A 25,257-nucleotide genomic window follows, 5' to 3' on the forward strand; every position below is an offset into this window, starting at 1 on the left:
TGTATTGACGGACCTGCCAAGGCCCGTCAGTCTGTGGCCAACCGGCTGCTGCCAAGCGCGGTAAATCATGGCGTGATGACCTCTACCGATACCACTCAACCAACCACCGCTCCGTTCCTGGGGCTGGAGGCCGTGCGCAAGACCTATCCGGGTGTTGTGGCGTTGGACAGGTTCTCGATGGAGGTCCGGGCCGGCGAGGTCATCGGCCTGGTCGGTGAAAACGGCGCCGGCAAATCGACGCTGATGAAGATCCTCGGCGGCGTGACGCGGCCGGACAGCGGCACCATCACCGTCGATGGCGTGGCGCATGACGGACTGACCGTCGAACAAAGCATCGGTTCCGGCGTCGCCTTCGTGCACCAGGAGCTCAATCTCTTCGAAAACCTCGATGTCGCCGCCAACATCTTCTTCGGCCGCGAGCCGCTGCGCGCCGGGCCGCTGAAGCTGGTCGACCGTGCCAGGCTGCGCGAAATGGTGGCGCCACTCCTGAAGCGGGTCGGCGCCAATTTCTCGGCCGACGCGCCGGTGGCATTGCTGTCGCTCGCCCAGCAGCAGATGGTCGAGATCGCCAAGGCGCTGTCGATCAAGGCGCGGCTGGTCATCCTCGACGAGCCGACCTCCAGCCTGCCGCTGGCCGAGACCGAAAAACTGCTCGACGTCATCAAGGGGCTGAAGGCGCAAGGCATCAGCGTCATCTTCATCTCGCACCGGCTGCATGAGATCGAGCGCGTCGCCGACCGTGTCGTGGTGCTGCGCGACGGCACGCTGGCCGGCACGCTGGCGAAGGACCAGATCAATCACGACGAGATGGTCAGGCTGATGATCGGCCGCATGCTGAAGGCGCGCGAGAAGGCCGGCGAAGCCACGCGCGCGCCGGGCAGCGTGGCGCTGTCGGCGGATGCCATACGCACCAGCACCTATCCGGATCGGCCGGTGAGCCTGGAGGTGAGGCGCGGCGAAATCCTCGGCCTTGCGGGCCTTGTCGGTTCCGGCCGCACCGAACTCGCGCGCGTGCTGTTCGGCATCGACGAGCGGCTTGGCGGCAATGTCGCGCTCGACGGCAAGCCGCTCAATGTCGGCTCGGCAGCCGACGCGGTGGCGAACGGCATCTTCCTCGTGCCGGAGGACCGCAAGCTGACCGGCATCCTGCTCGACCTGTCGATCGCGCAGAACATCTCGCTGCCCAACCTGCCGGCGCATGCCAGGCGCTCGCTGGTCTCGACCGGCGCCGAACTTGCGACGGCCGAAAAGCAGAAGAAGAACCTCGGCATCAAGGCGCCGTCGGTCCTGACCCGCACCGGCACGCTGTCGGGCGGCAACCAGCAGAAGGTGGTCCTGGCCAAATGGCTGGCGATGAACCCCAAGGTGATGATCCTGGACGAGCCGACGCGCGGCATCGACATCGGCGCCAAGGCCGAAATCTACGGGTTGATGCGGGCGCTGGCCGATGCCGGCGTCGCGGTGCTGATGATCTCCAGCGACATGGAAGAGGTGATCGGCGTGTCGGATCGCATCGCGGTCATGCATGAGGGGCAGATCTCCGGCATCCTCGACAAAGACGATTTCAGCCAGGAAAACGTGCTCTTGCTGGCAGTCGGCAAGAAGCCGAAACTGCTGCAAGCGGCGGGAGGGGTGCAATGAACAAGAAAGATCTCGGCCTGCTGATCCTGATCCTGGTGGTCGGCGCCGTCGTTGCCATCATCAATCCGCGCTTCTTGCTGCCGATCAACCTCGCAAACACCTCGAACCTGATCGGCCTGTTCGGCATCCTGTCGATCGGTCAGGCCTTCGTCATCATCACCGGCGGCATCGAATTGTCGGTCGGCTCGGTTGTCGCGCTGCTCGGCACGCTGTTCATCGACTTCATCGCGGTGCGCGAGGTGGGCTGGCCGCTGGCCTTCGTGCTGATCATCGTGCTCGGCGCTGTCATCGGTTTCGTGCATGGCTGGCTGATCACCAGGCTGAAGCTGCAGCCCTTCGTGGTGACGCTGTGCGGCCTGCTCATCTATCGCGGCGTGGCCCGCTTCTACACCGCCGACGGCACGGCCGGCTTCGCCTTCGGCCAGAATTTCCCGACTCTCGAATTCCTGACTGCCGGCCGCTCATACGGCGTGCCGAACAGCTTCATCGCGCTGATCGTCATCGCCATCGTCATGTGGGTGGTGCTGCACCGCTCGGTGTTCGGGCGCTACCTCTATGCCATCGGCAAGAACGAGGAAGCCGCGAAATATTCGGGCATCCGCACGGGCCGTATCGTGATCGCCGCCTACGTCATCTGCGGCGTGCTGACGGCGCTGTCGGCGATCTATTTCGCCATGTACACGCGCTCGATCTCGCCGGCGAGCCATGGCCAGTTCTACGAGCTTTATGCCATCGCAGCGGCCGTGCTTGGCGGCTTCTCGCTGCGTGGCGGCGAGGGCTCGCTGGTCGGTGTCATTCTCGGCACCGTGCTGCTGCAGGAGTTGCAGAACCTCGTCAACCTGCTCGGCATCCCGTCCTCGCTCAACTTCGCGGTGATGGGCGGCGTGATCCTGATCGGCGTGCTGGTCGACCAGCAATGGGGCGTCTTCCGCGCCCGCCGCCGCATGATGGAAGCGACGCGCCGCAATGTCGCCGGCGCGCCGGCCGAGTAGCCTCGCTCTCCAGGACACAGCCCTGATCGGATCGATGCCCGCGGGGGAAGCTGCCGCAAGTCCGGATTCGGGGCGGATCGCAACAACGCGTGAACCGGAAAACAGCCCTTGTCGGCGAATCGGGGCTGGGCTAAGCAATTGGTATCTGAGGGTTCCAACTACAAAAAATGGGAGAAATTACCGTGACATCATCACGTTGGATTGCGCTCGCCGCGCTGGCGCTGACCTGTTCGACCCCGGCGATGGCCAAGGACTGGAAGACCGTCACCGTCGCGATGGAGGGCTCCTATGCCCCCTGGAACCAGACGGATGCCAGCGGCAAGATCGTCGGCTTCGAGGTGGACATACTGAACGACGTCTGCGCTCGCGCGAAGCTGGAATGCAACATCGTGGCGCAGGATTGGGACGGCGTCGTTCCCGGCCTGACGGCAGGCAAGTTCGACATCGTGATGGACGGAATGTCCATCACCGAGGAGCGCATGAAGACGATCGACTTCTCGATCCCCTATGCCTCTTCGCCGGTGGCCTTCCTTGCCGACAAGAACGGCCCGCTGGCGCAGCTGTCCAACAGCGGCAAGACGATCGACCTGTCGAAGGACGACGCCGAATCCAAGGCGGCGCTCGACACGCTGCGCAAGGAACTCACCGGAAAGAATGTCGGCCTGCAGGTCTCGACCACGGAGGCGACGTTCGCCGACAAATATCTCAAGGACGTCGCCAACGTCCATGAATACAAGACCACCGACGAGCACGACCTCGACCTGATGGCGGGCCGCATCGACGTGGCTTTCGCCGACACCACCTATTTCCTCGGCACGCTGGCCAAGCCCGATGCCAAGGACCTGGCGTTCGTCGGACCGCAATTCAAGGGCGGGCCGATCCTGGGACCGGGCATCGGCGCCGCTTTCCGCAAGACCGACAAGGACCTGCAGGACATCTACAACAAGGCACTCAAGGCCGCGCTCGATGACGGCTCGGTGTCGAAATACTCCATGCAATGGTTCAAGATCGACATTACCAAGTAATGTCGCAACGGGAGCAGCCAAGGCTGCTCCCGTTTTGCATTGAGTGCATGTCGCCCGAAAGCTAAGCTCGTCCCGGAGGCAGGCGCAGGTGGAGTTTCTCAACAGTCTGCAGGAACAACTGTCGACGGCCTACGAGCTCCTGGCCGCCGGCTGGGGCGTGCAGCTGCTCTGGGGCATCGCATGGACGCTGGCCGTCACAATGGTCTCGATGCTGATCGGCGCGGTGCTGGGGTCGCTGGTGGCGGCGGCCAAGCTCTCGCATCGCGGCGGATTGAGGTTTATCGGCGAGAGTTACACCACCGTCTTCCGCGGCGAACCGGAACTCTTGATCATTTATCTTTTCTACTATGGCGGCACGCAGGTGCTGACCGACGTGGCAAGGTCCACCGGCTCGATCGGCTCGACCGACATCTTGAACATGCCGAGCTTCCTGGGCGGCGTGCTTGCGGTCGGCATCATTTCTGGCGCCTACCAGGCCGAGGTTTTTCGCGGGTCGTTCCTGGCCATCCATCGCGGCGAGCTGGAAGCGGCTCGCGCCTATGGCATGTCGGCCTGGCTGCGGTTTCGCCTCGTGATCATGCCGCAGGTGCTGCGCCTCGCAGTGCCGGGGCTGGGCAATGTCTGGCAATTGACCATCAAGGATTCGGCTTTGATCTCGGTGACCGGCGTCGCCGAGCTGATGCTGACGGCGAACAAGGCGGCGCGTTCGACGCATCATTCGCTGCTTTTCTACACGCTCGCCGGCATCCTCTATCTGGTGATGACGTCGATCTCGACGCCGATCTTCGACAAGGCCGAGCGTTACACCTCGCGCAGTTTCTTGCGACCGAAATGAGAGGTCGCGGTGGATTTTGATTTCTACCTCTCGACCATGTGGAGCGTGCTGAAGGCGCTGCCGCTGACGCTCGAGATATGGTTCTTCGGCATCGCCTTTGGGCTCATCATCGCCACCGGCCTGACCTGGCTGCGGGCTTCCGGCCACAAACTGGGCGAATATTTCACCCGCGCCTATGTCTTCATCTTCCGCGGATCGCCGCTGCTGGTGCAGCTCTATCTGATCTATTTCGGCCTCTCGCAATTCGATTTTGTTCGCCACAGCCCGGTCCTGTGGCCGATCCTGCGCGATCCGATGTATTGCACGATCGTCGCCATGGCCTTGAACACAGCCGCCTATGAGAGCGAGATTTTCCGCGGCGCGCTGCGGGCGGTGCCTGTCGGCCAGATCGAGGCGGCCAAGGCGTTCGGCATGTCGGCGTTCACGCGCTTCCGCCTTGTCACGCTGCCGATCGCGCTGCGGCTCGCCCTGCCGGCCTATTCGACCGAGATCATCCTCATGACCAAGGCGACCGCGCTCGCTTCCGTGGTCACCATCATGGAGATGATGGGGACGGCACAGAAGATCCAGCACGACACGTTCCGCCCGATCGAGGTGCTTACCTGCGCCGGCGTGATCTACCTTCTGCTCAACCTGTCGATCGCCCGGCTGTTTGCCTGGGTCGAATACCTGCTTTCACCCCATCTGCGCCCCGCGCCCGAACAATCCCAGCAGGTCAAACCCGTCCCGGAGGTGTTGTGATGCCGGCAAGTTCTGCCGCTGCCGCGAAAGCAGCATCGTCCCAGGATGACAAGGCAGCCATCAGCGTCAAGGACATGCGCAAGTGTTTCGGCGACCACGAGGTGCTCAAGGGCATTTCGCTCGAAGCTCACAAGGGCGATGTCATCTCGATCCTCGGCTCCTCGGGCTCCGGCAAAAGCACGTTGCTGCGCTGTATCAACCTCCTGGAGACCCCGGATTCCGGCGAAGTGCGGGTGGATGGCGAGCTCATCCGGATGAAGCAGGGCCGCGATGGCCATCAAACGCCGGCCGACACCCGCCAGGTGGAACGGATCCGCGCCAACCTTGCCATGGTTTTCCAGAGCTTCAATCTCTGGTCGCACATGACCGTGCTCGAGAACCTGGTCGCCGCGCCGACGCATGTGCTCAAGCGCCCGCGCGCCGAGTGCCTGGAGCAGGCCGAGGCGTTGCTGAAGCGCGTCGGGATATGGGAGCGCCGCAACTACTATCCGCCCCACATGTCGGGCGGCCAGCAGCAACGCGCGGCAATCGCGCGGGCCCTGGCGATGAATCCCAAGGTGATGCTGTTCGACGAGCCGACATCCGCGCTCGATCCGGAACTGGTCGGCGAGGTGCTGCGCGTCATGCGCTCGCTTGCCGAAGAAGGGCGCACCATGCTGGTCGTGACGCATGAAATGGGTTTTGCCCGCGACGTGTCGAGCCAGGTGATGTTTCTTCACAAGGGCGAGGTGGATTCGGTCGGCGAACCGAAGGAAATGTTCGCCAGGCCGCCGACGCAGCAGTTCAAACAGTTCATCGCCAACTTCAACAAATGAGCCGCTGCTTTCCCTTCTCCCCTTGTGGGAGAAGGTGGATCGGCGCGTAGCGCCGAGACGGATGAGGGGTGTTCCAGGGAACGCCAGCGTCTCACTCCGCTGGAACACCAGCGTCTCACTCCGCTGGAGCACCCCTCATCCGGCCGCTTCGCGGCCACCTTCTCCCACAAGGGGAGAAGGGAAAAGGCGCTAGATCATGTCCGACAGATCCGAGAAGGCCATCGCCTTGCGCAGCACCTCGGCGAAACGTTCGCCGGCGGTTTCCTTTTCGCCGCTGTTGTCGATCGAAGTGACGTCCGGTCCTGTCAGCTTGACGCTGGTGCTGCGCGCCAGGCGGGCAAGCACTTCGCCGCGCGATTCACGGCCGCGCGCCGCAAGCCGCTCGGCGAGGACCTCCGGCGCCGCGGTGATCTCGACCACGGCGAGATTGGCGTAGCGTTCGCGCAGCGCCGGGATGACCGCGCGCGAGACGTTGGCGACCGCCACGTGGCCGTTCGCCACGGCCCAGTCGACATCGGCCGGGAGGCCGTAGCGCAGGCCGTGCGCGTCCCAGCACAGCGAGAAGGCGCCGTCGGCCTCCGCTTCGGCAAAGGCGGCATCTGCCAGCGTATCGTGGTCTTCGCTTGCCACGTCGCTGGCTCGGGTGATGACACGGCGCACGAACTCCAGCCGCGTCTCGCCGGCAAAGCGCGCCTTGGCATAGCCGATCACCGTATCCTTGCCGGCGCCGCTCGGGCCGACGACCGCGACGAAGACGCCGTTGCGGATCGGCAGGCTCTCAGCCAGCTCGCGCTCGATCAGGGCCGAGACCATCATGCCACCCGACCGCCCTGGCGCCACACGGTTCGCACCACAGGCACATGGTCGTCGACGCGCACGCGCACCAGGTCGGCGCGGCGGCCGGGTTCGATGACGCCGCGATCGGCGAGGCCGACCGCTTCGGCCGGGTTCTTGGACACCATGGCGACCGCCTGCGGCAGCGTGATGCCCTCGACGACATCGCCGAGGAAGAAGGCCGACTGGATCAGGCTGAAGGGAATGTAGTCGGACGACAGGATGTCGAGCAGGCCGTCGGCGGCAAGCGTGCGCGCCGAGACGTTGCCGGAATGCGATGCGCCGCGCATGACGTTCGGCGCGCCCATCAGCACGCCGAGGCCCGCCGCCTTCGAGGCCTTGGCCGCTTCCTCCGTGGTCGGGAACTCGGCGACACGCACACCTTGCTCGATCGCTTCGTCGACATGGCCGGAGGTCGCGTCGTCGTGGCTCGCAAGCACGATGCCGCGCCCATGGCAGGCGGCCGAGATGAAGACCCGGTTCGGACCGGAATTGCGGGCCGATTCCGCCATCCGTTTCTCGCAGAATTTCTGGAAGTCGCGGTCCGTCAGCTTCAGCTTGCGCTGGTAGTAATAGGCATAGGTCTCGAGGTTGACGAACTGGCGCTGTCCAGGCGCGTGATCCATCAGCGAGGCGAGCTTCACCCTGTCATCGGTCTCGAAATTGGCGAAAGCCTCGAGGCAGTCCGGCGCCGAGACCTCGCAGCGCAGGTGGATGAAATGGTCGGCCCTGAGCCGATCCTGGCGCACGCTGTCCTCGATGGCGTCGGCCAGCTTGCGAACGTCGTCGGCCTTCAGGTCGGCATCCTCGTCCATGCCGACGCGCAAGGCGTCGAGAACCGTGGTGATGCCGGCGGTCGCGACCTGGGCGTCGTGGGCAAGCACGGCGGCGATGGGGTTCCAGCGCACCTTCGGGCGCGGCGCGTAGTGGCCTTCGAGGTGATCGGTGTGAAGCTCGACCAGGCCGGGAATGATGTAGTCGCCGCCCATATCCTCGCCGGTGCGGGCAGCACCGGGTTCGATGGCGGCAATCAGGCCATCGCGCAGCAGCAGCGAGCCCTCGACGATTTCGTCGGCCAGCACGATGCGGGCATTGGTGAGGACGGTTTCGGTGGTCATCTCAGGCGGTCCTATCTCGAACGGTCAATCAAGCGGTCTTGCGGGCCGGGCCACGGCCAAGCGCATGCTGCGAAAGCGCCATGAACGGGGCGCCGGGCTCGCTTTCGACGAACAATGTCAGCGCGTCCACCGGCACCGGCTGCCGCAGCACCTCGGCGAACAGGCTGTCGATCGCTGCACGAAGACGTGGGCTTTCCTGTGGCCCGACGCGCCCCGACAGCGTCATGTGGAAGCGGAAAGTGTCGAAAACGTAAGGGTAGCCCCACTGGCAGAGGTTGCGGAACTCGTCCGGCCTCAGCGAATCGGGACTGCGGCGCTCGATCTCGGCCTCGGTCAGCGGCGCCCTGAAGCTGTCGAAGACGCGCACGACCTCGTCGGCGAAATCGTTGAGCGGCGCAAACTGCGCTTCCGGCACCAGCGCGAAGAAGCCGTCGATCTGGCCGAGGACGAGACGCGGGATGACGACCGGCGGTGTCGCCTCGGCAAAACTATCGAGCGCGGCGCGCAGCGAAGCTTCCGTCTCGCTGGACGCGAGCCGGAACGGCGCCTTCAGCGTCGCATGGAACCCGTAACGCCTGGCGGAGGCGGTGTGGAAAGCGACTTCCGCCGCCGACAGATCACCAACGGCCTCGACCGACCGCGTCGCCGCGCCAAACGGGTCGCGGCCCAGCCAGTTGGCAGCGATGCGCGCCAGCTTCTCGTCCTGCCTTGGGGTGAAATAAATAGCGTAGCGCATGATCGTTCCTCAACAAAGCGCGCTGCGCCCGAAGGATTATGCGACGCGCTTCAAGTCCCTGTTTTTGGCAAGTCGTGTTCCAAAAACGCCCAGGCGCTTGCGGCGACGTGCATCAGACCCGCTGCCATAGGTGATTTCCATGACGGATTGACGAAGCTTTCATGGGTTTTCGAAGGCAAGTCCAGCATCGAGGTGCTTAGCCGACGATTTTTCCCGAGCTGGACCAACGGCTTTGCCGACCTGCCTATCAGGCTTTCATCAGCCATTCGTGCTCGGCCGCGTTGTGGAATTTCCACGTCCGCTTCGGTCCGGCCATGACATTGAGATAATAGAGGTCGTAGCCGTGGCAGGCCGCGCATGGGTGATATCCCTTCGGCACCAGCACGACGTCGCCGTCCTCGATCGCCATCGCTTCGTCGAGCTCGCGCACGCCGTTGCGGTCGGCATCGGTGTAGACGCGCTGGAAAGCAAAGCCCTGCGGCGGGTTGAGGCGGTGGTAGTAGGTTTCCTCGAGATAGGACTCCGCCGGTAGATTGTCCTGGTCGTGCTTGTGCGGCGGATAGCTGGAGGTATGGCCGCCGGGTGTGATGACCTCGACCACCAGCAGCGAATCCGCCGGCTTGCCCTCGGGCAGGATATTGGTGACGTAACGCGTGTTGGTGCCCTTGCCGCGCACTTCCTGGCCGAGATCGTCAGGTCCGATGACGCGCATTGGCAGCCCGCCGCTTAAGCCCGGCGCCGAGCAGACGGCCAGCTCCAGTTCGGTGTCGGCGGTTACCGACCAGTCCGATCCCTGCGGCACATAGACCGACCAGGGCTTGCCTTCGAAGGGCGACATCCGCTCGCCGAGCAGGCCGAGTTCCTTGCCGTCGGCGGACGCCTTGCCCTTGCCGGTGACGAAGACCAAGCAGACCTCGCGGTCGCCGGTCTTGCCGGACGCCGTCTCGCCCGCCTTCAGCCGATGCAGATCGAAACCGACATAGGTCCAGCCGGCGCTTTGCGGCGTGACATGAGCGACATGGCCGTGGCCCTTGTCGGCCTTGACGAGCAGTTTCGACATGCGGAGCTCCTTGGATTATTCCTTCGGTTCGGCTGGAGGCTTGGCTTCCTCGGCCGGCTTGTAGAGATAGAAGAACTGCCACACCGCGTAGCCGGCGAAGCCGAGCGCGATGACGCCCCAGAACGGCGTGCCGGAAGCGAACTCGATCACCGACCAGACCAGGCAGACCGCGACGATGGCGATGCGGCGCCATAGCGGCCGGAAGAAGGGATGCTCATAGTCTTTCATCGCGCCAATCCAGGATTTGTCCAAAGCGCATCAGATAGACCGAGCGCCCGGACTAATCCACCGTTCAGGCTGGAAAACCCTGCGTCTCGACCGTATAGCCGGCGGCCGTCATCACCCGCATCAGTTCCTTGTGGCCGACTTGAGCCATCTTCAGCGGCGGGTTCTTCTTCGGATCCTGCTCTGCCTCCACCACGAACCAGCCTTCATAGCCATGATCTGCGAAGCGCTGGACGATGGCGCCGAAATCGAGCGAGCCGTCGCCCGGCACGGTGAAGGCGCCGAGCGCCACGGCATCGAGGAAGGACTGCTTGGAGCGGTCGAGACCGTCGATGACGCCCATGCGCACATCCTTCACATGGACATGGTTGATGCGCTTGTGGTGGTTGTCGATGGCGCGCAGCACGTCGCCGCCGGCAAACGCCAGGTGGCCGGCGTCGAGCAGCAGCGGTATGCCTTCGCCGGAATGGCGCATGAAGGAGTCGAGCTCCGGCTCGGTCTCGACGACCGCCGCCATATGATGGTGGTAGGAGAGCGGCATGCCCTGTTCCGCGCACCATTCGCCGAATTCGGTGACGCGCCTGCCATAGGCTTTCATCTCGTCGCCGGAGAGTTTCGGCTTGGTGGCCAAAGGCTTTGAGCGGTCGCCCTGGATGGAGCGGCCGACCTCGCCATAGACGATGCAGGGCGCGTTGACGGCCTTGAACAGGTCGATCATCGGCTGGATGCGGTCCTTGTTGCTGGCCAAGTCTTCGTCGACCAGCGTGCCGGAGAACCAGCCGCCGCAAAGCGTCACATCGGCCTCCTTCAGGATCGGCAGCATCACCTTCGGATCGTTGGGGAAGCGGCGGCCCATCTCCATGCCGGTGAAGCCAGCCGAGCGCGATTGCCGCAGGCACTCTTCCAGCGACACGTCATCGCTCAATTCCACGAGATCGTCGTTCCACCACGCGATGGGGGACATGCCCAGTTTGGCTTTCAAGTCGTCACTCCAATGTCGGTTCGTTTCCACCCTCCCCCTTGTGGGGAGGGTCGTTGCGAAGCAGCGGGGAGGGGGCAGCGCCGACCCCCGCCCGGACCTTCGGTCCGACCTCCCCACAAGGGGGGAGGTAGAGGTTTTGGCCTAGCCAGCATCAATTTCCGATGTTCTGCATCTGCTTTTTGTCCTCATACGCCTTGCGCGCGGCGTTGACTTCGCGTCGCGCCGAGACTTCCGGCACGGCGACGTCCCACCAATGGCCGCCGGCCTCGGTCGAAACCAGCGGATCGGTGTCGATGACCAGCACCGTGGTCTTGTCGTTCTTCTTCGCCTTGGCCAGCGCCGTCTCCAGCTCGGCGATCGACGCCACCTTCTCGGCGATTGCGCCCAGGCTCGCCGCATGGGCGGCGAAGTCGATGTCGGGCATCACCTCGTGGCGGGCGTCCTTCAAGAGATTGTTGAAGTTGGCGCCGCCGGTCGCCATCTGCAGCCGGTTGATGCAGCCATAGCCGCGATTGTCGAGCAGCACGATGGTGAGCTTCAGGCCAAGCATCACCGACGTGGCGATTTCGGAATTCATCATGAGGTAGGAGCCGTCGCCGACCATGACGACCACCTCCTGGTCAGGCTTGGCCATCTTGGCGCCGAGCCCGCCGGCAATTTCGTAACCCATGGTCGAGAAGCCATATTCGCCATGGTACGAGCCGGGCGCGCCGGCTTGCCACAGCTTATGCAGTTCGCCCGGCAGGCCGCCCGACGCATTCAGCAAAGTCACGCCTGCCCCCATGGCGCGCTGCACGGCGCCGATCACCTGCGCATCGGAAGGATAGGCGGCGTTGGTCGAGGCGGTCACCTTGGCGGCTTCGGCCTGCCACTCCTTCTTGCCCTTCAGCGCATTGTCGGTCCAGGCGGCAGGCGCCTTCCAGCCCTTCAGCGCGGCGGCGAGCTCGGCGAGGCCTTCTGCCGCGTCGGCGACCAGCGGCAGCGCCCAATGCTTGCCGGCATCGAAGACCTGGGAGTTGAGGCCGATGATGGTGCGACCTGCATTCTTGAACAGCGCCCAGGATCCGGTGGTGAAGTCCTGCAGCCTGGTGCCGACGGCGAGCACGACATCGGCCTCTTCGGCCAATCGGTTGGCGGCGGAGGTGCCGGTGACGCCGACCGCGGCCATGTTGAGCGGATGGTCGTCCGGCAGCGAGGATTTGCCGCCTTGCGTTTCGCAGACCGGAATGCCGGCGCCCTGCACCAGCTTGGCGAGCTCGTCAGAGGCCTGTGAATACAGCACCCCGCCGCCGGCAATCACCAGCGGTTTCTTCGCGCCCTTCAGCGCCGCGACGGCGGCGGCCAGTTCATTGCGGTCCGGGCGCGGCCGGCGCGGCGTCCAGACACGCTCGGCAAACAGGCTTTCGGGATAGTCATAGGCCTCGGCCTGCACGTCCTGGCAGAGCGACAGCGTCACCGGCCCGCATTCGGCCGGATCGGTCAGCACCTGCATGGCGCGATTGAGCGCCGGGATAATCTGCTCCGGCCGCGTGATGCGGTCGAAATAGCGCGATACCGGGCGGAAGCAGTCATTGACGCTCGCCGTGCCGTCTGAGAAATCCTCAGCCTGCTGCAGCACCGGATCCGGCAAGCGGTTGGCGAAGATGTCGCCCGGCAAAAACAGGACGGGCAACCGGTTTACATGCGCGAGCGCCGCCGCCGTCACCATATTGAGCGCGCCGGGGCCGATCGAAGAGGTCGCGGCCATGAAGCGGCGGCGGAAATTCGCCTTGGCGTAAGCGATCGCCGCATGCGCCATCGCCTGTTCGTTATGGGCGCGGAAGGTCGGCAGCTCGTCGCGCACCTGGTAGAGCGCCTCGCCGACGCCGGCGACATTGCCGTGGCCGAAGATCGCCCAGACGCCGCCGAAGATGGGCGCCTTTTTGCCGTCGATCTCGGTCATTTGCCGGCTGAGAAAGCGCGTCAGCGCCTGCGCCATGGTCAGGCGAATTGTCTTGCTCATGGTATTTCCTCCGCAGTCCTTCCGCTGTCTCGTTATGCCGCTTTGCGGCCGCGCGCGGCAAGCCACGCCTCGGTCAGCTGCTCGAAGCGCGCGGCCATGTCGGCGATCGCCTCCTCATCCGACATCTTGCCGGCCAGCCATCGTTCGGCGGCGTTGATGAAGATCGTGCGACCGACGGCGAAGCCCTTGACGATCGGCGCGTTGCTGGTTGCGGCGAACGCCGCGACCAGTTCGTCCTGCGGCGCTTCCAGCCCCAGCAGCACGACGCCCCGGCACCAGGGATCGTTCTTGACGATCACCTGCTCGATCTTCGCCCAGGCACCTGCCGAAGCCTGCGGCTCGAGCTTCCACCAGTCCGGCTTGATGCCCAGCGCATAGAGTTCCGCCAGCGCACGCGCAATGGTGGTGTCGTCGAGCTTGCCGTGCTTGCCGGCGATGATCTCGACCAGCAGTTCCCTGCCGACTTTCCGCGCCGCCTCGAACAGCGCGCGCAGCTTCTGCTGCTGCTCGTTCTTCAGCACCTCCGGGTCGTCCGGGTGGTAGAAGCACAGGCATTTGATGCAGTGGTCGACCGGCCATTCGGTGAGATGCGAGCCGATGTCCTGCGAGAATTCGAAGCGCAGCGGCCGCGATCCGGGCAATTCGACCGGACGGCCGAGCCAAGCGAAGGGATGGCGGGCGAATTCGAACATCGCGTCGCGGCCGTATTTCTCGTCGATCAGCATGCCGTAGCCGTCGCGGCCAGCGGCGACTTTAGCGGCCGCCTTGACCGTCAGCACCTTGAAGTCGGGGATGCGCGCGGCATCGGCGCCGACCCTCGCGGCAACATCCTCGAGCTGGACCCGATGATCGCAGGCTAAAGCCATCAGCGAGGGGACGTCGCGCCGGCGCGTCGTCGCCCAATGGATGTGGTTGATCGCCTCGTCCTTGCGCAGCGCAAGGTGCTTGCTGCCGTGCTTGAGGAAGAATTGCAGCTCCTCGAAGGTTGGATATTCCGGCGCGCAGAGCAGGCGCGAGACTGCAAAGGCGCCGCAGGCATTGGCCCAGGTGGCGGCCGTGGCAAAGCTTTCGCCGCCGAGCCAGCCGCGCAGGAAGCCCGACATGAAGGCATCGCCGGCGCCCAGCACATTGTAGATCTCAATCGGAAAACCCTTGCCGACGATGCCGTCCTCGAGGTCGTCGCTGATCCGGCCGTCATAGACGATGCAGCCCTGAGCGCCGCGCTTCAGGACGATGGTGGCCGAGGACAGCGCGCGGATCGTCTTCAGTGCGCTCAGGCAATCATCGGCGCCCGAGGCGATCATGATCTCTTCCTCGGTGCCGACGATCAGGTCGCAATCGGACAGCACGGTCTTAAGCTGCGCCGAGACGCGGTCCGATTTGACGTAGCGCTCGAATCCTTCGGCATGGCCGGCAAGGCCCCACAGGTTCGGGCGATAGTCGATATCGAACACCACCTTGCCGCCCTTGGCCTTCATCAGGCGGATCGCCTTGCGCTGCGCGGCATCCGAATTGGGTCGTGAGAAATGCGTGCCGGTGACGACGACCGACCGGGCCGAGGCAATGAAAGCCTCGTCGATATCTTCTTCGGCGAGCGCCATGTCGGCGCAGTCGGAGCGGTAGAAGATCATCGGCGAGACGCCTTCGTCCTCGACCGAGAGCAGCACCAGCGCCGTCAGCCGTTCCTTGTCGGTCTTCAAGCCGTCGACCGAGACGCCCTCGCGCCGGAGCTGCTCGCGGATGAAGCGGCCCATCTGCTCATCGCCGACGCGCGTCAGCAGCGCCGAGCGCAGCCCGAGCCTTGCCGTGCCGACCGAAATATTGGCCGGGCACCCGCCGACCGACTTGGCGAAGGAGGCGATGTCCTCCAGCCGCGAGCCGATCTGCTGTCCATAGAGATCGACCGAGGCGCGGCCGATGGTGATGACGTCGAGCGGCGGGTATTTCGCTTCCACGGCTTCGCCCATTCGAACCTCCCATCGGCCTTGTTGTGCAGAGCAGCGTCGTTTTGGACGGCACGCGCAAACAGCGGCGTGGCGTCGTCAATATGAAATATTAATTCCAATCTACAGTCAATATGGAATGAGCATTCCCGTGGCGAAAAGCGTTTCGTCGGCGAGGCTCAGACCTTGCGCCTGCGCCCGGCTTCGCGGCGCTTCTCGCCAACGGCGACAGTCAGCGCCATGGCCAAAGCCATTGTCGCCGAGATCGAACGGAAGCCGCCGAAATCAGCCTCGGCGACCTCGAACCAGATCTTGGCGAATTGCGCGAGCGGCGAGAAGGATGAGTCGGTGATCGCCACGATCGGCACGCCCTGTTCCGCGATCGAGCGCGTCTCCTCGATGGTCGCGGGCGCGTAAGGAGAGAAGCTGATGGCGATGACGGCGTCGCGCGGCGTGGCGAAGCCGATCATCTCGGCATTGAGGCCGGCGGCCGATTCCACCAGCTGGTTGCGGATCTTGAGCTTGCCCAGCGCATAGGCGATGTAGGAAGCGACCGGATAGGAGCGGCGCTTGGCCAGCACATAGATGGTCTCGGCCTTTGCCAAAAGCGCCACCGCCTCTTCGAAATGCGCATCGTTGAGCGAGCGTGAAATGTCGCCCAGCGAGGTACTGGCGGCGGCGACGAAGCCGTCGAAGATCGCCCGGTGCCCGCCGCCGTCCTCGGCCTTGGCGCGCAACACCGCCAGCCGCTCGTCATAGGAGGAGTTGCGTTCGCGCAGGCGTTCGCGGAAAACCTGTTGCAGGCTGGTGAAGCCGTCGAAGCCGAGCTGCTGGGCAAAACGGATCAGCGTCGAGGGCTGCACCCCGGCCGAAGCCGCAATGCTCGCCGCCGTTCCGAAAGCGATGTCGTCGGGGTTGTCGAGCGCGTAAGCGGCGATCTGCGCGATGCGCTTGGGCAGGCTCTGGCGCCTGTCCAGGATCGTCGCGCGCAGCGTCTCGAAATCGCGAGGCACAAGTTCGTCCATCGTCGCTCCGTCCGCGCCCATAATGTTTGTCCCTCTCCTGCCTCATCATAGCGAGTCCGCGCAAGAACACCATTAAAAATGATTTGGATGTTCCATTCTTTCGAAAAATAGACTAATTCATCCACATCAATATTTCCTTCATCTCGGAGACATCGACATGGTCGGAGTGGGCCTCATCGGCACGGGCTTTATGGGCAAGTGCCACGCCATCGCCTGGAATGCGGTGGGCACCGTCTTTCCCGATGTCGACAAGCCGAGGCTGGTGCATCTGGGCGAGGTGAATGACGAGCTTGCCAAGCGCAAGGCCGGCGAGTTCGGCTTCGCAAAAGGCTCCGGCGACTGGCGCGCCGTGGTCGACGATCCGGAAGTCGACGTTGTCTCGCTGACCACGCCCAACCAGTTCCATCCCGAAATGGCGATAGCCATCCTGGAAGCCGGCAAGCATCTGTGGTGCGAGAAGCCGATGGCGCCGAGTTTTGCCGAGGCCGAGGCGATGGCGGCGGCCGCGAAGAAATCTGGGAAGGTCGCGGCGCTTGGCTATAACTACATCCAGAATCCCGCCATCCGCCACATCGGCGCGCTGCTCGATGAAAAGATCATCGGCAACGTCAACCTCGTGCGCATCGAGATGGACGAGGATTTCATGGCCGACCCGGAAGCGCTGTTCTTCTGGAAGCACGAGGCTTCGTCCGGCTACGGCGCGCTCGACGATTTCGCCGTGCACCCGCTGTCGCTGATCAAGGCGCTGTTCGGCCGCGTCAGCCGCGTCATGTGCGACATGGTGAAACCCTATGCCGACCGGAAAGTCGCTTCCGGCGGCCGCCGCGCTGTCGAGACCTACGACATCGCCAGCGTGCTCATGCATCTCGAGAACGGCGTCGCCGGCACGCTGCTGGTCAACCGCTCGGCCTGGGGCCGCAAGGGCCGCATCGCCATCCAGATTTTTGGCTCGAAGGGCTCGATCCTCTACGATCAGGAGCGGATGAACGAGTTCCAGCTCTACCTGACCGCCGACCGGCCGACCGAGCAGGGCTACCGCACCGTCCTGGTGGCGCCGCACCACAAGCCCTATGATTCGTTCCTGCCCGCGCCCGGCCACGGCCTCGGCTTCAACGACCTCAAGATGATCGAATGCCGCGAGCTGTTGATGCGCATCGCCGGCAAGCCGGCCCGCATCATCGACTTCGACGAGGGGCTGGAGATCGAGCGCACCGTGCATGCGATGGCGCGCTCGTTCCAGGAGCAGCGCTGGGTCGATGTGAGATAGGGCAGGCAACGCGACGGACCTCAGAGCCTTACCGGCTCGAAACGGCCGGACTTCACCGAGGCAAGCGCCGCCTCGCACAGGATCATCGCCTTGCGGCCGTCCGCCGCGCCGACCGCGGGCTTCCGCCCGGCGGCGACCGACTGGATGAAATGGTCGAGCTCGGCTTCGTAGGATTCGGCATAGCGCTCGACGAAGAAATAGAGCGGCCGGTCGGCCGCGATCCCGTTCTCGCCGCTCAAGCTGACCGAGGTCGGCGTACGGTTGCCGGCCTGCAGCATGCCCCTTGAGCCGTGCACCTCGATGCGCTGGTCGTAGCCATAAACGGCGCGCACGCTGTTGTTGATGTAGCACTGGCGGCCCGACGCCGTGCGCAGGATGAACATCGCCGTGTCGAAGTCGCCGAGTTTTGCGTAATAGGGCTCGACCAGCGACGAGCCGGTGGCGAAGAGCTCGACCGGTTCTTCACCCAACAAAAAACGCGCCATGTCGAAGTCGTGGATGGTCATCTCGCGGAACACGCCGCCGCCGCCGGCCAGCGCTTCCTCGGTCTCCGGCTCCGGGTCGCGGCTGGTGATGATCACCTGCTCGACCGCGCCGATCTCGCCGGCGTCGATCCTTTTGCGGACATTCGCAAAGGACGGATCGAAGCGGCGGTTGAAGCCGATCTGCATCGGCACGCCGGCCTTCTCGACCGCCGCCAGGCATTGGTCGGTGCGGGCGATGTCGAGGTCGATCGGCTTCTCGCAGAAGATCGCCTTGCCCTTTGCTGCAGCCTCGATGATCAAATCGGCATGGGTGCGGGTCGCGGAAGCAATGACCACCGCTTTCACCGACGGATCGTTCATCACCGTCGCCGTGTCGGCGATTTCCGCGCCCGTGCCGGCGGCGATCCGCTCGGCCGCGTCGCGGCGCGGGTCGACGATTGCGCGCAAGCGCACGCCCTGATGCCGGGCAAGATTTTTCGCATGCACCGAGCCGATCAGCCCGGCGCCGAACAATGCGGCGTCGATCATAAGTCTCTCTTCTCGATTCCTCAGGAAAGAGTCGCTTCAGTGCCGGCACCCGGCTTGGTGAAGCGCTCCAGTTCCTGCTGCAATTCGCGGATCTCGCGGCCGCCGGCCATCATGTCCAGCACCTCCTTCTCGCTGATGTCGCCCTTGCGGAACGTACCGAGCGAGCGGCCCCGGTTCAGCATGGTGAAGACATCGCCGATCGGATAGGCGTGGTGGATGTTGTGGGTGATGAAGATGACGGCGAGCCCGCGCTGGCGCGCCTGCGCCACATAGCGCAGCACGATCGAGGCCTGGTGCACGCCGAGCGCCGAGGTCGGCTCGTCGAGGATCAGCACCCGGGCGCCGTGATAGACCGCGCGCGCGATCGCCACGCATTGCCGCTCGCCGCCGGAGAGCGTACCGACCGCCTGCTGCGGGTCGCGCACATTGATGCCGATCTTGCCGAGCTCCTCGTAGACGATCGCGTCGGCCGACTTCATGTCGAAGCGCTTGGCAATCCCCCAGCCCTTCACCGGCTCCCTGCCGAGGAAGAAATTGCGCGTGATGCTCATCAGCGGGATCATCGACAGGTCTTGGAAGACGGTGGCGATGCCGGCATCGAGCGCCTGCCTGGGTGAACCGAACGTCACCGGCTTGCCGTCGACATACATCTGGCCTTCGCTCGGCGTGTGCACGCCCGACAGCGTCTTGATCAGCGTCGACTTGCCGGCGCCGTTGTCGCCGAGCAGGCAGTGCACCTCGCCGGCATGCGCGGCAAACGACATGTCGCGCAGCGCCGTCACCGAGCCGAAGCGGCGGGTGACGTTGCGCAGCTCGATGAGCGGAACGGCCTCAGTCATCAGCGCGCCTCCGTCGCCTTGCGGCGCACGTAATTGTTGACCAGCACCGCGATCAGCAGCATCGAGCCGAGGAACACCTGGAACCAGTCGGTGTCGATGCCGGTGTAGAAGATGCCCATCTCCACCGTGCCGAAGATCAGCGCGCCGAACATGGCGCCGATCGCCGAGCCGTAGCCGCCGGTCAGCAGGCAGCCGCCGATCACCGCGGCGATGATCGCCTGGAACTCCTTCTGCGTGCCGCGCAGCGTGTCGGCGGAGCCCGATTCCAGCACCTGGATGACCGCGAACAGCGTCGCCGAAAGCGCCGTGCCGATGAACAGCAGGATCTTCACCCGGTCGACCGGCACGCCGACATTGCGCGCCGCGCGGTCGTCGCCGCCGACGGCGAACACCCAGTTGCCGAAGCGCGTCTTGACCAGCAGCCAGGTGGCGAAGGCCGTCACCAGCACCCACCACAGGATCGACATCGACAGGCCCTGCACCATCGCCGAGCCGTCGGGCCGCGCCGCGATCACGCCATGCGAGGCGAGCCAGGCAAAGACCGGCGCGCCGAACTTGCCGCCGAACAGCCAGACCACGAGACTGCCTTCCTGGCCGTCGGTGATGTAGGGGATCTGCGTGCGCCCGGTGACGGTGCGGGTGATGGCCAGCGTCAGCCCGCGCAGGATGAACAGGCCGGCCAGCGTGACGATGAAGGACGGCAGCCTGGTGCGCACGACAAGGATGCCGTTCAGCGCGCCGACGATAATGGCGACGACGAAGGTGATCGCCACGGTGACGGGGATGGAAAGCCCGAACTGGGTGACGCAGAGGCCGATGGTGACGCTGGCAAAGCCGATCATCGAGCCGAGCGACAGGTCGAACTCGCCGCCGATCATCAAAAGCGCCACGGCCGCGGCAAGGATGCCGAGCTGCGCCGACACCTGCAGGAAATTGGCGATGCCGGCCATCGAGAACAGGCCGCTATTGCCGGCGGTGATGCCGAAGGCGAGGAACACGATGACCGTGCCGGTGATGGCGCCGAGCTCCGGCCGCCGCATCAGGCGGACCAGCCTGCGCGAAACGGGCCTTGGCTCCGGTGGATGGGCAGGGTTCAGTGCATCGGTCACAATCGTCTTCCCAATCGATAGCAAAAGGCCCGCCGGCTAAACACCGGCGAGCCATTATAGCATCAGCGGATGCCGGCCTTGCTGAGATCGCGCACGGCGGCCGCGTCATCCTTCATGATGAAGGACGGACCGGTGCGCACGGCCGAGGTCGGGAAGGTCTTGTACATCGCCTTGTTGGTCAGGAAGACGACCGGATAATAGCCCATCATATATTGCTGGTTGTCGATGCCGAACATCATCGTGCCCTTGGCGACCGCATCGAGGATCTCGGGCGACAGGTCGAAGGTGCCGATCTTGTAGTTGCCGATCGTGCCGGCATCCGAAAACATCTTGAGCAGAGGCGCGGCGACCGTCGGCCCTAGCGTCAGCACGCCGGTGACGTCCGCATGCGCGGTGAGGTAGCCTTCGACACGGCGCGTCACGTCGGTCGGGTCCATGGTGGCCGCGACCACGTCGGAGGAACCGCCGCTCTTCTTCAGCCCGTCATTATAGCCTTCGCAGCGCTTGTCGAGACTGACGTTGCCGACTTCGTGGTTGATGCAGATGCCTTTCTTGACGCCGGCCTTGGCCATGATCTCGCCGGCCTTGACGCCATTTTCGTATTCCGAGCCGCCGCCGACGAAGAGGTCGAGGCCCCAGGGCTCCACCGCTTCCTCGCCGCTGTCGATGACCACCACCGGAATGCCGGCCGCCTTGGCCGCCTCGACCGGCGCCTTCAGCGCGTCCATGTCCGGAATGGAGATGACCAGTCCGTCCGGCTTCGAGGCCGTGGCGGCCTCGATCATGCGCGCCATGCGCACCACGTCGAACGTCTCCGGCGCCTGGTATTCGACGGTGACGCTAAGCTGCTTGGCGGCGGCCTGCATGCCGTTCTTCACCACGCTCCAGTAGACGTCGTTGGCCTGGCCGTGGGTGACGAAGACGATGCGCACGTCGCTTTCCTTCTTCACCTGTGCCGGCGCAGGCAGGATGCTGGCGCCGGCAAAAGCAAGCGAGAGCGCCGCCGCACTCAACGCATTTCGCATTCCGGACATCGAGAATAAGGCACTCATAGTGGTTCTCCTCAGTTATTGTTGTCTTCTTCAGTTCCGGCCTCGACCCTCCCGGTCAGGCCGCTTCGCGTTCACTCCAAATCTGTGTCGGACATGATCATGCCCGGAAATCCCGCAGCGAGCCGCGGCGGATGGGCAGTCCTTCCACGAAGGCCATGAAGCCCGGGTCTGCAAGCAGCTCGAATTCGTCGATGCGGATCTGCGCCGAGTTCGGCTCGATCACCTCGATCTCGCCCGGCGCATTGGCGTGCAGGCAAAGGAAGTTGAGCCCCTCGCCGATCTGGCTGAACAGCGCCTCGTAGCGCGCACGGGCCGGCTGGTTGCGATGCCATGGGGTCTCCAGCACCGCGCTTGCCAGCGTCTCGCCGGCTTCAGTCAGTCGCTTGCCCGGCGCGGCATAGACACCGTCGTCCAGCCTGCCCAGATTGTGGATCGGCCCGTAGACGGAAATGCTTTTCGGATAAAGCGTCGGCAGGCCGTAATCGATGCCGACCGCCGCATAGCGGTCGACGAATTCCGGCGAGAACACCGCGCCCATATGCCCGTCGATATGGGTGAGCGTCAGCCCGGCGGCCAAAGCCGCGTCGATCTGCGCCCGCATCTCGGCCTCGACCGCCTCCGGCTCGCCCTTGGCGCGCAATTCCGGCACGCTGCGGAACAGGTAGCCGTCGCCGTCGACGATGCCGGAAGCCTGGCTCGCCTTGGTCAGCGGCCGCCAGCGGTAGTACTTCTTCTCCGCGGTGAGCGTGATATGGACGCCGAGATTGAGCGAAGCGTCCTTAGCGCCTTCCTCGGCGATCTCGAGGAACCACGGGCAGGGCACCATCACCGAGCCGCTGTCGACCGCGCCGGCGCGCTTCAGCTTCAGATAGGCGACGTTGGCGCCATGGCACATTCCGACATCGTCGATATTGATGACGACCTTGCGTTCAGCCGGCATGGCGGACTTCCTCGCTGCGCTCGTGCACGTAGAACCCGGCGCTTTGCGCCAGTTTCTTCAAATTGCGGTAGCCCATCGTGGCATAGGTCAGCGGATGCGCCTTGGCCGGGTCCTGCTCGGCCTCCACCACCAGCCAGCCCGAGTAGCCCTGGCCGGCGAGGATCTTCAGCAGCGTTGGATAGTCGATCGCGCCGTCGCCGGGCACGGTGAAGATGCCTTCCATCACTGCGCCCATAAAGCTCATGTCGGTGTCGCGCGCCTTCTTCAGCATCGCCGGGCGCACATCCTTGCAGTGCACATGCACGACCCGCTCGACATGCCGGCGCAGCAGCCGCTCCGGGTCGCCGCCGGAAAACGCGCAATGCCCGGTATCGTAGAGCAGCCCGACCGCCTCGCCGGTGGCATGCATCAGCCTGTCGATCTCCCGGTCGGTCTCGACGATCGTGCCCATGTGATGATGGAAGGCCATGCCGACGCCGAAATCGGCAAAACGTTCGGCAAGCCGCGTGATCTTGGCGCCGTAGGCCTTCCATTCCCCGTCCATCAGCTTCGGCCGCTGCGAGATCGGATCGTGGATCGCGCCGTGCCGGCCGCGCGAGGTATCGGCATAGACGACACGCCTGGCGCCGAGGTCGCGCAACAAAGTCAGATGCGGCCGGATCGCCTCGAATTCCTCATCCACCTCCTTCTCGCAGATGCGCCCGTCATACCAGCCGGAGACCAGCGCCAGCCCGTGATGGTCGAGGATCGGCCTGAGCGCGCGGGCCTCGCGCGGGAACTTGCCGCCGAGCTCGGTTCCCGCATAGCCCGCTTCCGCGGTCTCGCTAAGGCAGGTCTCGAGCGGCGTGTCGCCGCCCAGTTCCGGCACGTCGTCATTGCTCCAGGTGATCGGATTGATGCCAAGTCGAACTGTGGTCATTGCTCGCTTTCCGCCCCGCAGCCGGGTTGCTGCGCTGGTCTCGGGAGGAGATGGCTGCGGTACTGCTTGGCCGGGTGGAAGCCCCGCCGTTCTTGGTCGGCCAGACGCCCCTCCCAGCATCCTGCCCGACATGTCTTGGTCGACGTCTTACCCCAACGTCATAGGAGGAAGTCTATCTCGCTCTGTCTCCATCGCGAGGTCCAGTTTTCCGGAAAATGAAGGAACCAGTTTGTGTTGGTTGGCGGCTGTGGCAGGATGGGAAGGATGGACAATCTCGAAATCATTGATCGTCGGCGCGAGGCCCCCCTCTCTGCCCTGCCCGTCCTTCGCAGCAGCTGCGAAGGACGGGCAGGGCAGAGAGGGGGGCGAAGGAACTCGACGATGCCAGGCATGCGTGTCTCGGCACGCCATTGCCCCTATGGCGCAAGGTAAGATATGCGCCACCACCCCAAACCCCAAACCTTCCCCCTCGACATGCTCGCCGTGAACCGCGCCAGCCCCGAGCACCTCTCGCGCCAGCTCTACCATGGCCTCGTCGCCATCATCCGAAACCGCGCGCTGCCGCCGGGCTCGGAGCTGCCCTCCACCCGCGCTTTGGCCGCCGAGCTCGGCCTTGGCCGCAACACCATCGTCACCGCCTACGACCAGCTCGTCACCGAAGGCTACCTCGCCAACCGCCAGGGCGCGCGCCCGGTGATCGTCGACCTGCCCGACGGCCCGCGCGAGACACCGCGCGAGGAACCGCCGGTGCCGCTGCGCGCGCCTTCGCTGCGCGGCCAGCAACTCCTCAGCCAGCCCTACCATCACGGCAGGCCGGGACACGTCGCCTTCCACCCCGGCATGCCGGATGCGCAGAGCTTTCCCTTCGGCGTCTGGGGCCGGCTGGTCGCGCGCCGCGCCAGCCATGGCGGCGAGACGCTGTTCGGCACCTATGACGTCACCGGACATCCGGCGCTGAAGCAGGCGATCGCCGGCTACCTCCTGTCGGCGCGCGGCGTGCGCTGCCGGCCCGAGCAGATCGTCGTCACCACCGGCGCGCAGGCCGCCTTCGATCTGCTGGCGCGCCTGCTGCTCGACCCCGGCGACACGGTGTGGATGGAGGAGCCCGGCTATTACGGCGCCAAGGCCGCCTTCACCGTGGCCGGCGCAAGAATCCTGCCCATCCCGGTCGACCAGGAGCGCGGCTGGCGCCTTGAGCATGATCCCGAGAAGTGGGAACCGGTTTTCGGTGAAAGATCATGCTCCAACAAAGAGCCAGGGCATGATCCCGAACCGAAGGTCAGCGGAAGCAAAAAGTGGGAGCCGGTTTTCGGACAAAGATCGGGCTCCAACAAAGAGCTGGAGCGTGATGGCGATTCAACGAAATGCCATCACAGTCCAGGCACACCAAGCTTCTCGCCGCGCCTCATCTATGTGACGCCGGCCTGCCAGCATCCGCTCGGCATCACCATGCGAATGGAGGAGCGGCTGCGCCTGCTCGACATCGCCGAGACCGCGAATGCCTGGGTGATCGAGGACGATTTCGACGGCGAATACCGCTTCCAGGGCCGCCCCGTGCCGGCGATCCAGAGCATGGACCGCTCCGGCCGTGTCATCTATGTCGGCACCTTCGCCAAGCTTTTGTTCCCGGCGCTCCGCCTCGGCTTCATGGTGCTGCCGCCGGAGCTCGCCGGCCGCATCGTCAACGCGCTCTCCACCACCGGCCAGTTCGCGCCGCTGCTGCTACAGGCCGCCTTGGCCGATTTCATCACCGAAGGCCATATGAGCCGGCATTTGAAGCGCATGCGCCGCATCTACGCCCAGCGCCGCCAGCTCTTCCGCGAGATCGTGACCGAGCGCCTGCGCGACGAGATCACGCTGTCCCCCGCCGAAGCCGGCATCCAGGTGGTGGGCTATCTCAAGGCAGGTATAGACGACATCAAAGTCAGCCAGGCCGCGGCAAGGCGGGCCATCAACGTCTCGCCGCTGTCGAAATATTTCCAGAACACGGCGCCGACGCAAGGGCTGGTGCTGGGCTACGCGGCGTGTGACGCGGCGCAGATGAGGGATGGGGTGGAGAGATTGGCGGCGGCGATACGCGAGACGCTGGGGTGAAGGGGACGGGCACCAGTCACGCCGGGAGGCCTCGCGCTCATGCCGACAGA

At 64.7% G+C, this 25,257-nt stretch carries 24 protein-coding genes; 8 read left to right on the plus strand and 16 right to left on the minus strand.

The features are described from left to right. The first annotated feature begins 75 nt into the window (after nucleotides 1–75). The 6 genes from AC0L2L_RS01100 to AC0L2L_RS01125 all read left to right on the plus strand — a co-directional run bounded on the left by AC0L2L_RS01100 (nucleotide 76) and on the right by AC0L2L_RS01125 (nucleotide 6,049). Nucleotides 76–1,641, plus strand: coding sequence for a sugar ABC transporter ATP-binding protein (locus tag AC0L2L_RS01100; RefSeq protein WP_473575574.1), 1,566 nt, complete (start codon nucleotides 76–78; stop codon nucleotides 1,639–1,641). After that, nucleotides 1,638–2,633, plus strand: coding sequence for an ABC transporter permease (locus AC0L2L_RS01105; RefSeq protein ID WP_027166999.1), 996 nt, complete (start codon nucleotides 1,638–1,640; stop codon nucleotides 2,631–2,633). Before AC0L2L_RS01100 ends, AC0L2L_RS01105 begins: the two co-directional genes overlap by 4 nt. Nucleotides 2,634–2,815: 182 nt before the next feature. After that, nucleotides 2,816–3,658 (plus strand): transporter substrate-binding domain-containing protein, encoded by an 843-nt coding sequence (locus AC0L2L_RS01110; RefSeq protein WP_473575575.1) that lies wholly within the window; start codon nucleotides 2,816–2,818, stop codon nucleotides 3,656–3,658. 88 nt (nucleotides 3,659–3,746) lie between these two features. Beyond that, complete coding sequence (locus tag AC0L2L_RS01115) at nucleotides 3,747–4,493, plus strand: ABC transporter permease (protein ID WP_473575576.1); 747 nt, start codon at nucleotides 3,747–3,749, stop codon at nucleotides 4,491–4,493. A 9-nt stretch (nucleotides 4,494–4,502) separates the two neighbouring features. Beyond that, a complete protein-coding gene (locus AC0L2L_RS01120) occupies nucleotides 4,503–5,234 on the plus strand; it encodes an ABC transporter permease (RefSeq protein ID WP_473575578.1) in 732 nt (243 codons plus the stop codon). Further along, complete coding sequence (locus AC0L2L_RS01125; RefSeq protein WP_473575580.1) at nucleotides 5,234–6,049, plus strand: ABC transporter ATP-binding protein; 816 nt, start codon at nucleotides 5,234–5,236, stop codon at nucleotides 6,047–6,049. Before AC0L2L_RS01120 ends, AC0L2L_RS01125 begins: the two co-directional genes overlap by 1 nt. A 189-nt stretch (nucleotides 6,050–6,238) precedes the next feature. Here the strand turns inward: AC0L2L_RS01125 and phnN are convergent, their stop codons facing one another. The 10 genes from phnN to AC0L2L_RS01175 form a co-directional block, all read right to left on the minus strand. Next, complete coding sequence (gene phnN / locus AC0L2L_RS01130) at nucleotides 6,239–6,865, minus strand: phosphonate metabolism protein/1,5-bisphosphokinase (PRPP-forming) PhnN (RefSeq protein ID WP_473575582.1); 627 nt, start codon at nucleotides 6,863–6,865, stop codon at nucleotides 6,239–6,241. Beyond that, on the minus strand, nucleotides 6,862–8,001 hold the full coding sequence (locus AC0L2L_RS01135) for an alpha-D-ribose 1-methylphosphonate 5-triphosphate diphosphatase (RefSeq protein ID WP_473575584.1): 1,140 nt from the start codon (nucleotides 7,999–8,001) through the stop codon (nucleotides 6,862–6,864). Before AC0L2L_RS01135 ends, phnN begins: the two co-directional genes overlap by 4 nt. A gap of 28 nt (nucleotides 8,002–8,029) precedes the next feature. Beyond that, nucleotides 8,030–8,737 (minus strand): DUF1045 domain-containing protein, encoded by a 708-nt coding sequence (locus AC0L2L_RS01140; protein ID WP_473575586.1) that lies wholly within the window; start codon nucleotides 8,735–8,737, stop codon nucleotides 8,030–8,032. Nucleotides 8,738–8,787: 50 nt separating this feature from the next. Continuing rightward, a complete protein-coding gene (locus AC0L2L_RS01145; RefSeq protein ID WP_156913471.1) occupies nucleotides 8,788–9,003 on the minus strand; it encodes a hypothetical protein in 216 nt (71 codons plus the stop codon). Beyond that, complete coding sequence (gene iolB, locus AC0L2L_RS01150; protein WP_473575588.1) at nucleotides 8,985–9,797, minus strand: 5-deoxy-glucuronate isomerase; 813 nt, start codon at nucleotides 9,795–9,797, stop codon at nucleotides 8,985–8,987. The genes AC0L2L_RS01145 and iolB overlap by 19 nt, the downstream gene beginning before the upstream one ends. 15 nt (nucleotides 9,798–9,812) lie before the next feature. Then, nucleotides 9,813–10,025, minus strand: coding sequence for a DUF3329 domain-containing protein (locus AC0L2L_RS01155; protein WP_473575589.1), 213 nt, complete (start codon nucleotides 10,023–10,025; stop codon nucleotides 9,813–9,815). A gap of 64 nt (nucleotides 10,026–10,089) precedes the next feature. Further along, on the minus strand, nucleotides 10,090–11,004 hold the full coding sequence (gene iolE, locus AC0L2L_RS01160; RefSeq protein WP_473575590.1) for a myo-inosose-2 dehydratase: 915 nt from the start codon (nucleotides 11,002–11,004) through the stop codon (nucleotides 10,090–10,092). A gap of 151 nt (nucleotides 11,005–11,155) precedes the next feature. Beyond that, nucleotides 11,156–13,006 carry a 3D-(3,5/4)-trihydroxycyclohexane-1,2-dione acylhydrolase (decyclizing) gene (gene iolD, locus AC0L2L_RS01165; RefSeq protein WP_473575591.1) on the minus strand — a complete coding sequence of 617 codons (1,851 nt, stop codon included), beginning with the start codon at nucleotides 13,004–13,006 and terminating at the stop codon, nucleotides 11,156–11,158. Nucleotides 13,007–13,038: 32 nt separating this feature from the next. Further along, nucleotides 13,039–14,973 (minus strand): bifunctional 5-dehydro-2-deoxygluconokinase/5-dehydro-2-deoxyphosphogluconate aldolase, encoded by a 1,935-nt coding sequence (locus AC0L2L_RS01170; protein WP_473575592.1) that lies wholly within the window; start codon nucleotides 14,971–14,973, stop codon nucleotides 13,039–13,041. A gap of 155 nt (nucleotides 14,974–15,128) precedes the next feature. After that, on the minus strand, nucleotides 15,129–15,974 hold the full coding sequence (locus tag AC0L2L_RS01175; protein ID WP_473575593.1) for a MurR/RpiR family transcriptional regulator: 846 nt from the start codon (nucleotides 15,972–15,974) through the stop codon (nucleotides 15,129–15,131). A gap of 157 nt (nucleotides 15,975–16,131) precedes the next feature. On the opposite strand from AC0L2L_RS01175, the gene AC0L2L_RS01180 reads away from it, so the two are divergent. Further along, nucleotides 16,132–17,241 carry a Gfo/Idh/MocA family protein gene (locus AC0L2L_RS01180; protein ID WP_473575594.1) on the plus strand — a complete coding sequence of 370 codons (1,110 nt, stop codon included), beginning with the start codon at nucleotides 16,132–16,134 and terminating at the stop codon, nucleotides 17,239–17,241. Between the two features lie 20 nt (nucleotides 17,242–17,261). On the opposite strand, the gene iolG is transcribed toward AC0L2L_RS01180, so the two are convergent. The 6 genes from iolG to iolE (AC0L2L_RS01210) all read right to left on the minus strand — a co-directional run bounded on the left by iolG (nucleotide 17,262) and on the right by iolE (AC0L2L_RS01210) (nucleotide 23,113). After that, on the minus strand, nucleotides 17,262–18,254 hold the full coding sequence (gene iolG, locus AC0L2L_RS01185; RefSeq protein WP_473575595.1) for an inositol 2-dehydrogenase: 993 nt from the start codon (nucleotides 18,252–18,254) through the stop codon (nucleotides 17,262–17,264). A 20-nt stretch (nucleotides 18,255–18,274) separates the two neighbouring features. Next, nucleotides 18,275–19,093, minus strand: a complete 819-nt coding sequence (locus AC0L2L_RS01190; RefSeq protein WP_473575596.1) for an ATP-binding cassette domain-containing protein — start codon at nucleotides 19,091–19,093, stop codon at nucleotides 18,275–18,277. Then, nucleotides 19,093–20,202 carry an ABC transporter permease gene (locus tag AC0L2L_RS01195; RefSeq protein WP_473575597.1) on the minus strand — a complete coding sequence of 370 codons (1,110 nt, stop codon included), beginning with the start codon at nucleotides 20,200–20,202 and terminating at the stop codon, nucleotides 19,093–19,095. Before AC0L2L_RS01195 ends, AC0L2L_RS01190 begins: the two co-directional genes overlap by 1 nt. A 62-nt stretch (nucleotides 20,203–20,264) precedes the next feature. Further along, nucleotides 20,265–21,254 (minus strand): rhizopine catabolism ABC transporter substrate-binding protein, encoded by a 990-nt coding sequence (locus AC0L2L_RS01200; RefSeq protein ID WP_473575598.1) that lies wholly within the window; start codon nucleotides 21,252–21,254, stop codon nucleotides 20,265–20,267. 97 nt (nucleotides 21,255–21,351) lie between these two features. Beyond that, on the minus strand, nucleotides 21,352–22,194 hold the full coding sequence (locus AC0L2L_RS01205) for a polysaccharide deacetylase family protein (protein ID WP_473575600.1): 843 nt from the start codon (nucleotides 22,192–22,194) through the stop codon (nucleotides 21,352–21,354). Beyond that, entirely contained in the window at nucleotides 22,184–23,113 is a 930-nt protein-coding gene (gene iolE / locus AC0L2L_RS01210; protein ID WP_473575602.1) for a myo-inosose-2 dehydratase, read from the minus strand. Before iolE (AC0L2L_RS01210) ends, AC0L2L_RS01205 begins: the two co-directional genes overlap by 11 nt. Nucleotides 23,114–23,587: 474 nt before the next feature. On the opposite strand from iolE (AC0L2L_RS01210), the gene AC0L2L_RS01215 reads away from it, so the two are divergent. Continuing rightward, nucleotides 23,588–25,207: an aminotransferase-like domain-containing protein gene (locus AC0L2L_RS01215; protein ID WP_473576081.1), complete on the plus strand. Its 1,620-nt coding sequence runs from the start codon at nucleotides 23,588–23,590 to the stop codon at nucleotides 25,205–25,207. Nucleotides 25,208–25,257 lie beyond the last annotated feature (50 nt).

Source organism: Mesorhizobium sp. WSM4832, from assembly GCF_055811115.1.

Bases quoted from the DNA above. Each gene is read 5' to 3' on its own strand.
- iolG (WP_473575595.1), bottom strand. From the start codon at position 18,254: ATGATCGACGCCGCATTGTTCGGCGCCGGGCTGATCGGCTCGGTGCAT.
- AC0L2L_RS01155 (WP_473575589.1), bottom strand. From the start codon at position 10,025: ATGAAAGACTATGAGCATCCCTTCTTCCGGCCGCTATGGCGCCGCATC.
- AC0L2L_RS01170 (WP_473575592.1), bottom strand. From the start codon at position 14,973: ATGGGCGAAGCCGTGGAAGCGAAATACCCGCCGCTCGACGTCATCACC.
- AC0L2L_RS01205 (WP_473575600.1), bottom strand. From the start codon at position 22,194: ATGCCGGCTGAACGCAAGGTCGTCATCAATATCGACGATGTCGGAATG.
- AC0L2L_RS01175 (WP_473575593.1), bottom strand. From the start codon at position 15,974: ATGGACGAACTTGTGCCTCGCGATTTCGAGACGCTGCGCGCGACGATC.
- AC0L2L_RS01135 (WP_473575584.1), bottom strand. From the start codon at position 8,001: ATGACCACCGAAACCGTCCTCACCAATGCCCGCATCGTGCTGGCCGAC.
- AC0L2L_RS01100 (WP_473575574.1), top strand. From the start codon at position 76: ATGACCTCTACCGATACCACTCAACCAACCACCGCTCCGTTCCTGGGG.
- AC0L2L_RS01180 (WP_473575594.1), top strand. From the start codon at position 16,132: ATGGTCGGAGTGGGCCTCATCGGCACGGGCTTTATGGGCAAGTGCCAC.
- AC0L2L_RS01105 (WP_027166999.1), top strand. From the start codon at position 1,638: ATGAACAAGAAAGATCTCGGCCTGCTGATCCTGATCCTGGTGGTCGGC.
- AC0L2L_RS01145 (WP_156913471.1), bottom strand. From the start codon at position 9,003: ATGGCTGATGAAAGCCTGATAGGCAGGTCGGCAAAGCCGTTGGTCCAG.
- AC0L2L_RS01190 (WP_473575596.1), bottom strand. From the start codon at position 19,093: ATGACTGAGGCCGTTCCGCTCATCGAGCTGCGCAACGTCACCCGCCGC.
- AC0L2L_RS01140 (WP_473575586.1), bottom strand. From the start codon at position 8,737: ATGCGCTACGCTATTTATTTCACCCCAAGGCAGGACGAGAAGCTGGCG.
- AC0L2L_RS01215 (WP_473576081.1), top strand. From the start codon at position 23,588: ATGCTCGCCGTGAACCGCGCCAGCCCCGAGCACCTCTCGCGCCAGCTC.
- iolB (WP_473575588.1), bottom strand. From the start codon at position 9,797: ATGTCGAAACTGCTCGTCAAGGCCGACAAGGGCCACGGCCATGTCGCT.
- iolD (WP_473575591.1), bottom strand. From the start codon at position 13,006: ATGAGCAAGACAATTCGCCTGACCATGGCGCAGGCGCTGACGCGCTTT.
- iolE (WP_473575602.1), bottom strand. From the start codon at position 23,113: ATGACCACAGTTCGACTTGGCATCAATCCGATCACCTGGAGCAATGAC.
- phnN (WP_473575582.1), bottom strand. From the start codon at position 6,865: ATGATGGTCTCGGCCCTGATCGAGCGCGAGCTGGCTGAGAGCCTGCCG.
- AC0L2L_RS01200 (WP_473575598.1), bottom strand. From the start codon at position 21,254: ATGAGTGCCTTATTCTCGATGTCCGGAATGCGAAATGCGTTGAGTGCG.
- AC0L2L_RS01125 (WP_473575580.1), top strand. From the start codon at position 5,234: ATGCCGGCAAGTTCTGCCGCTGCCGCGAAAGCAGCATCGTCCCAGGAT.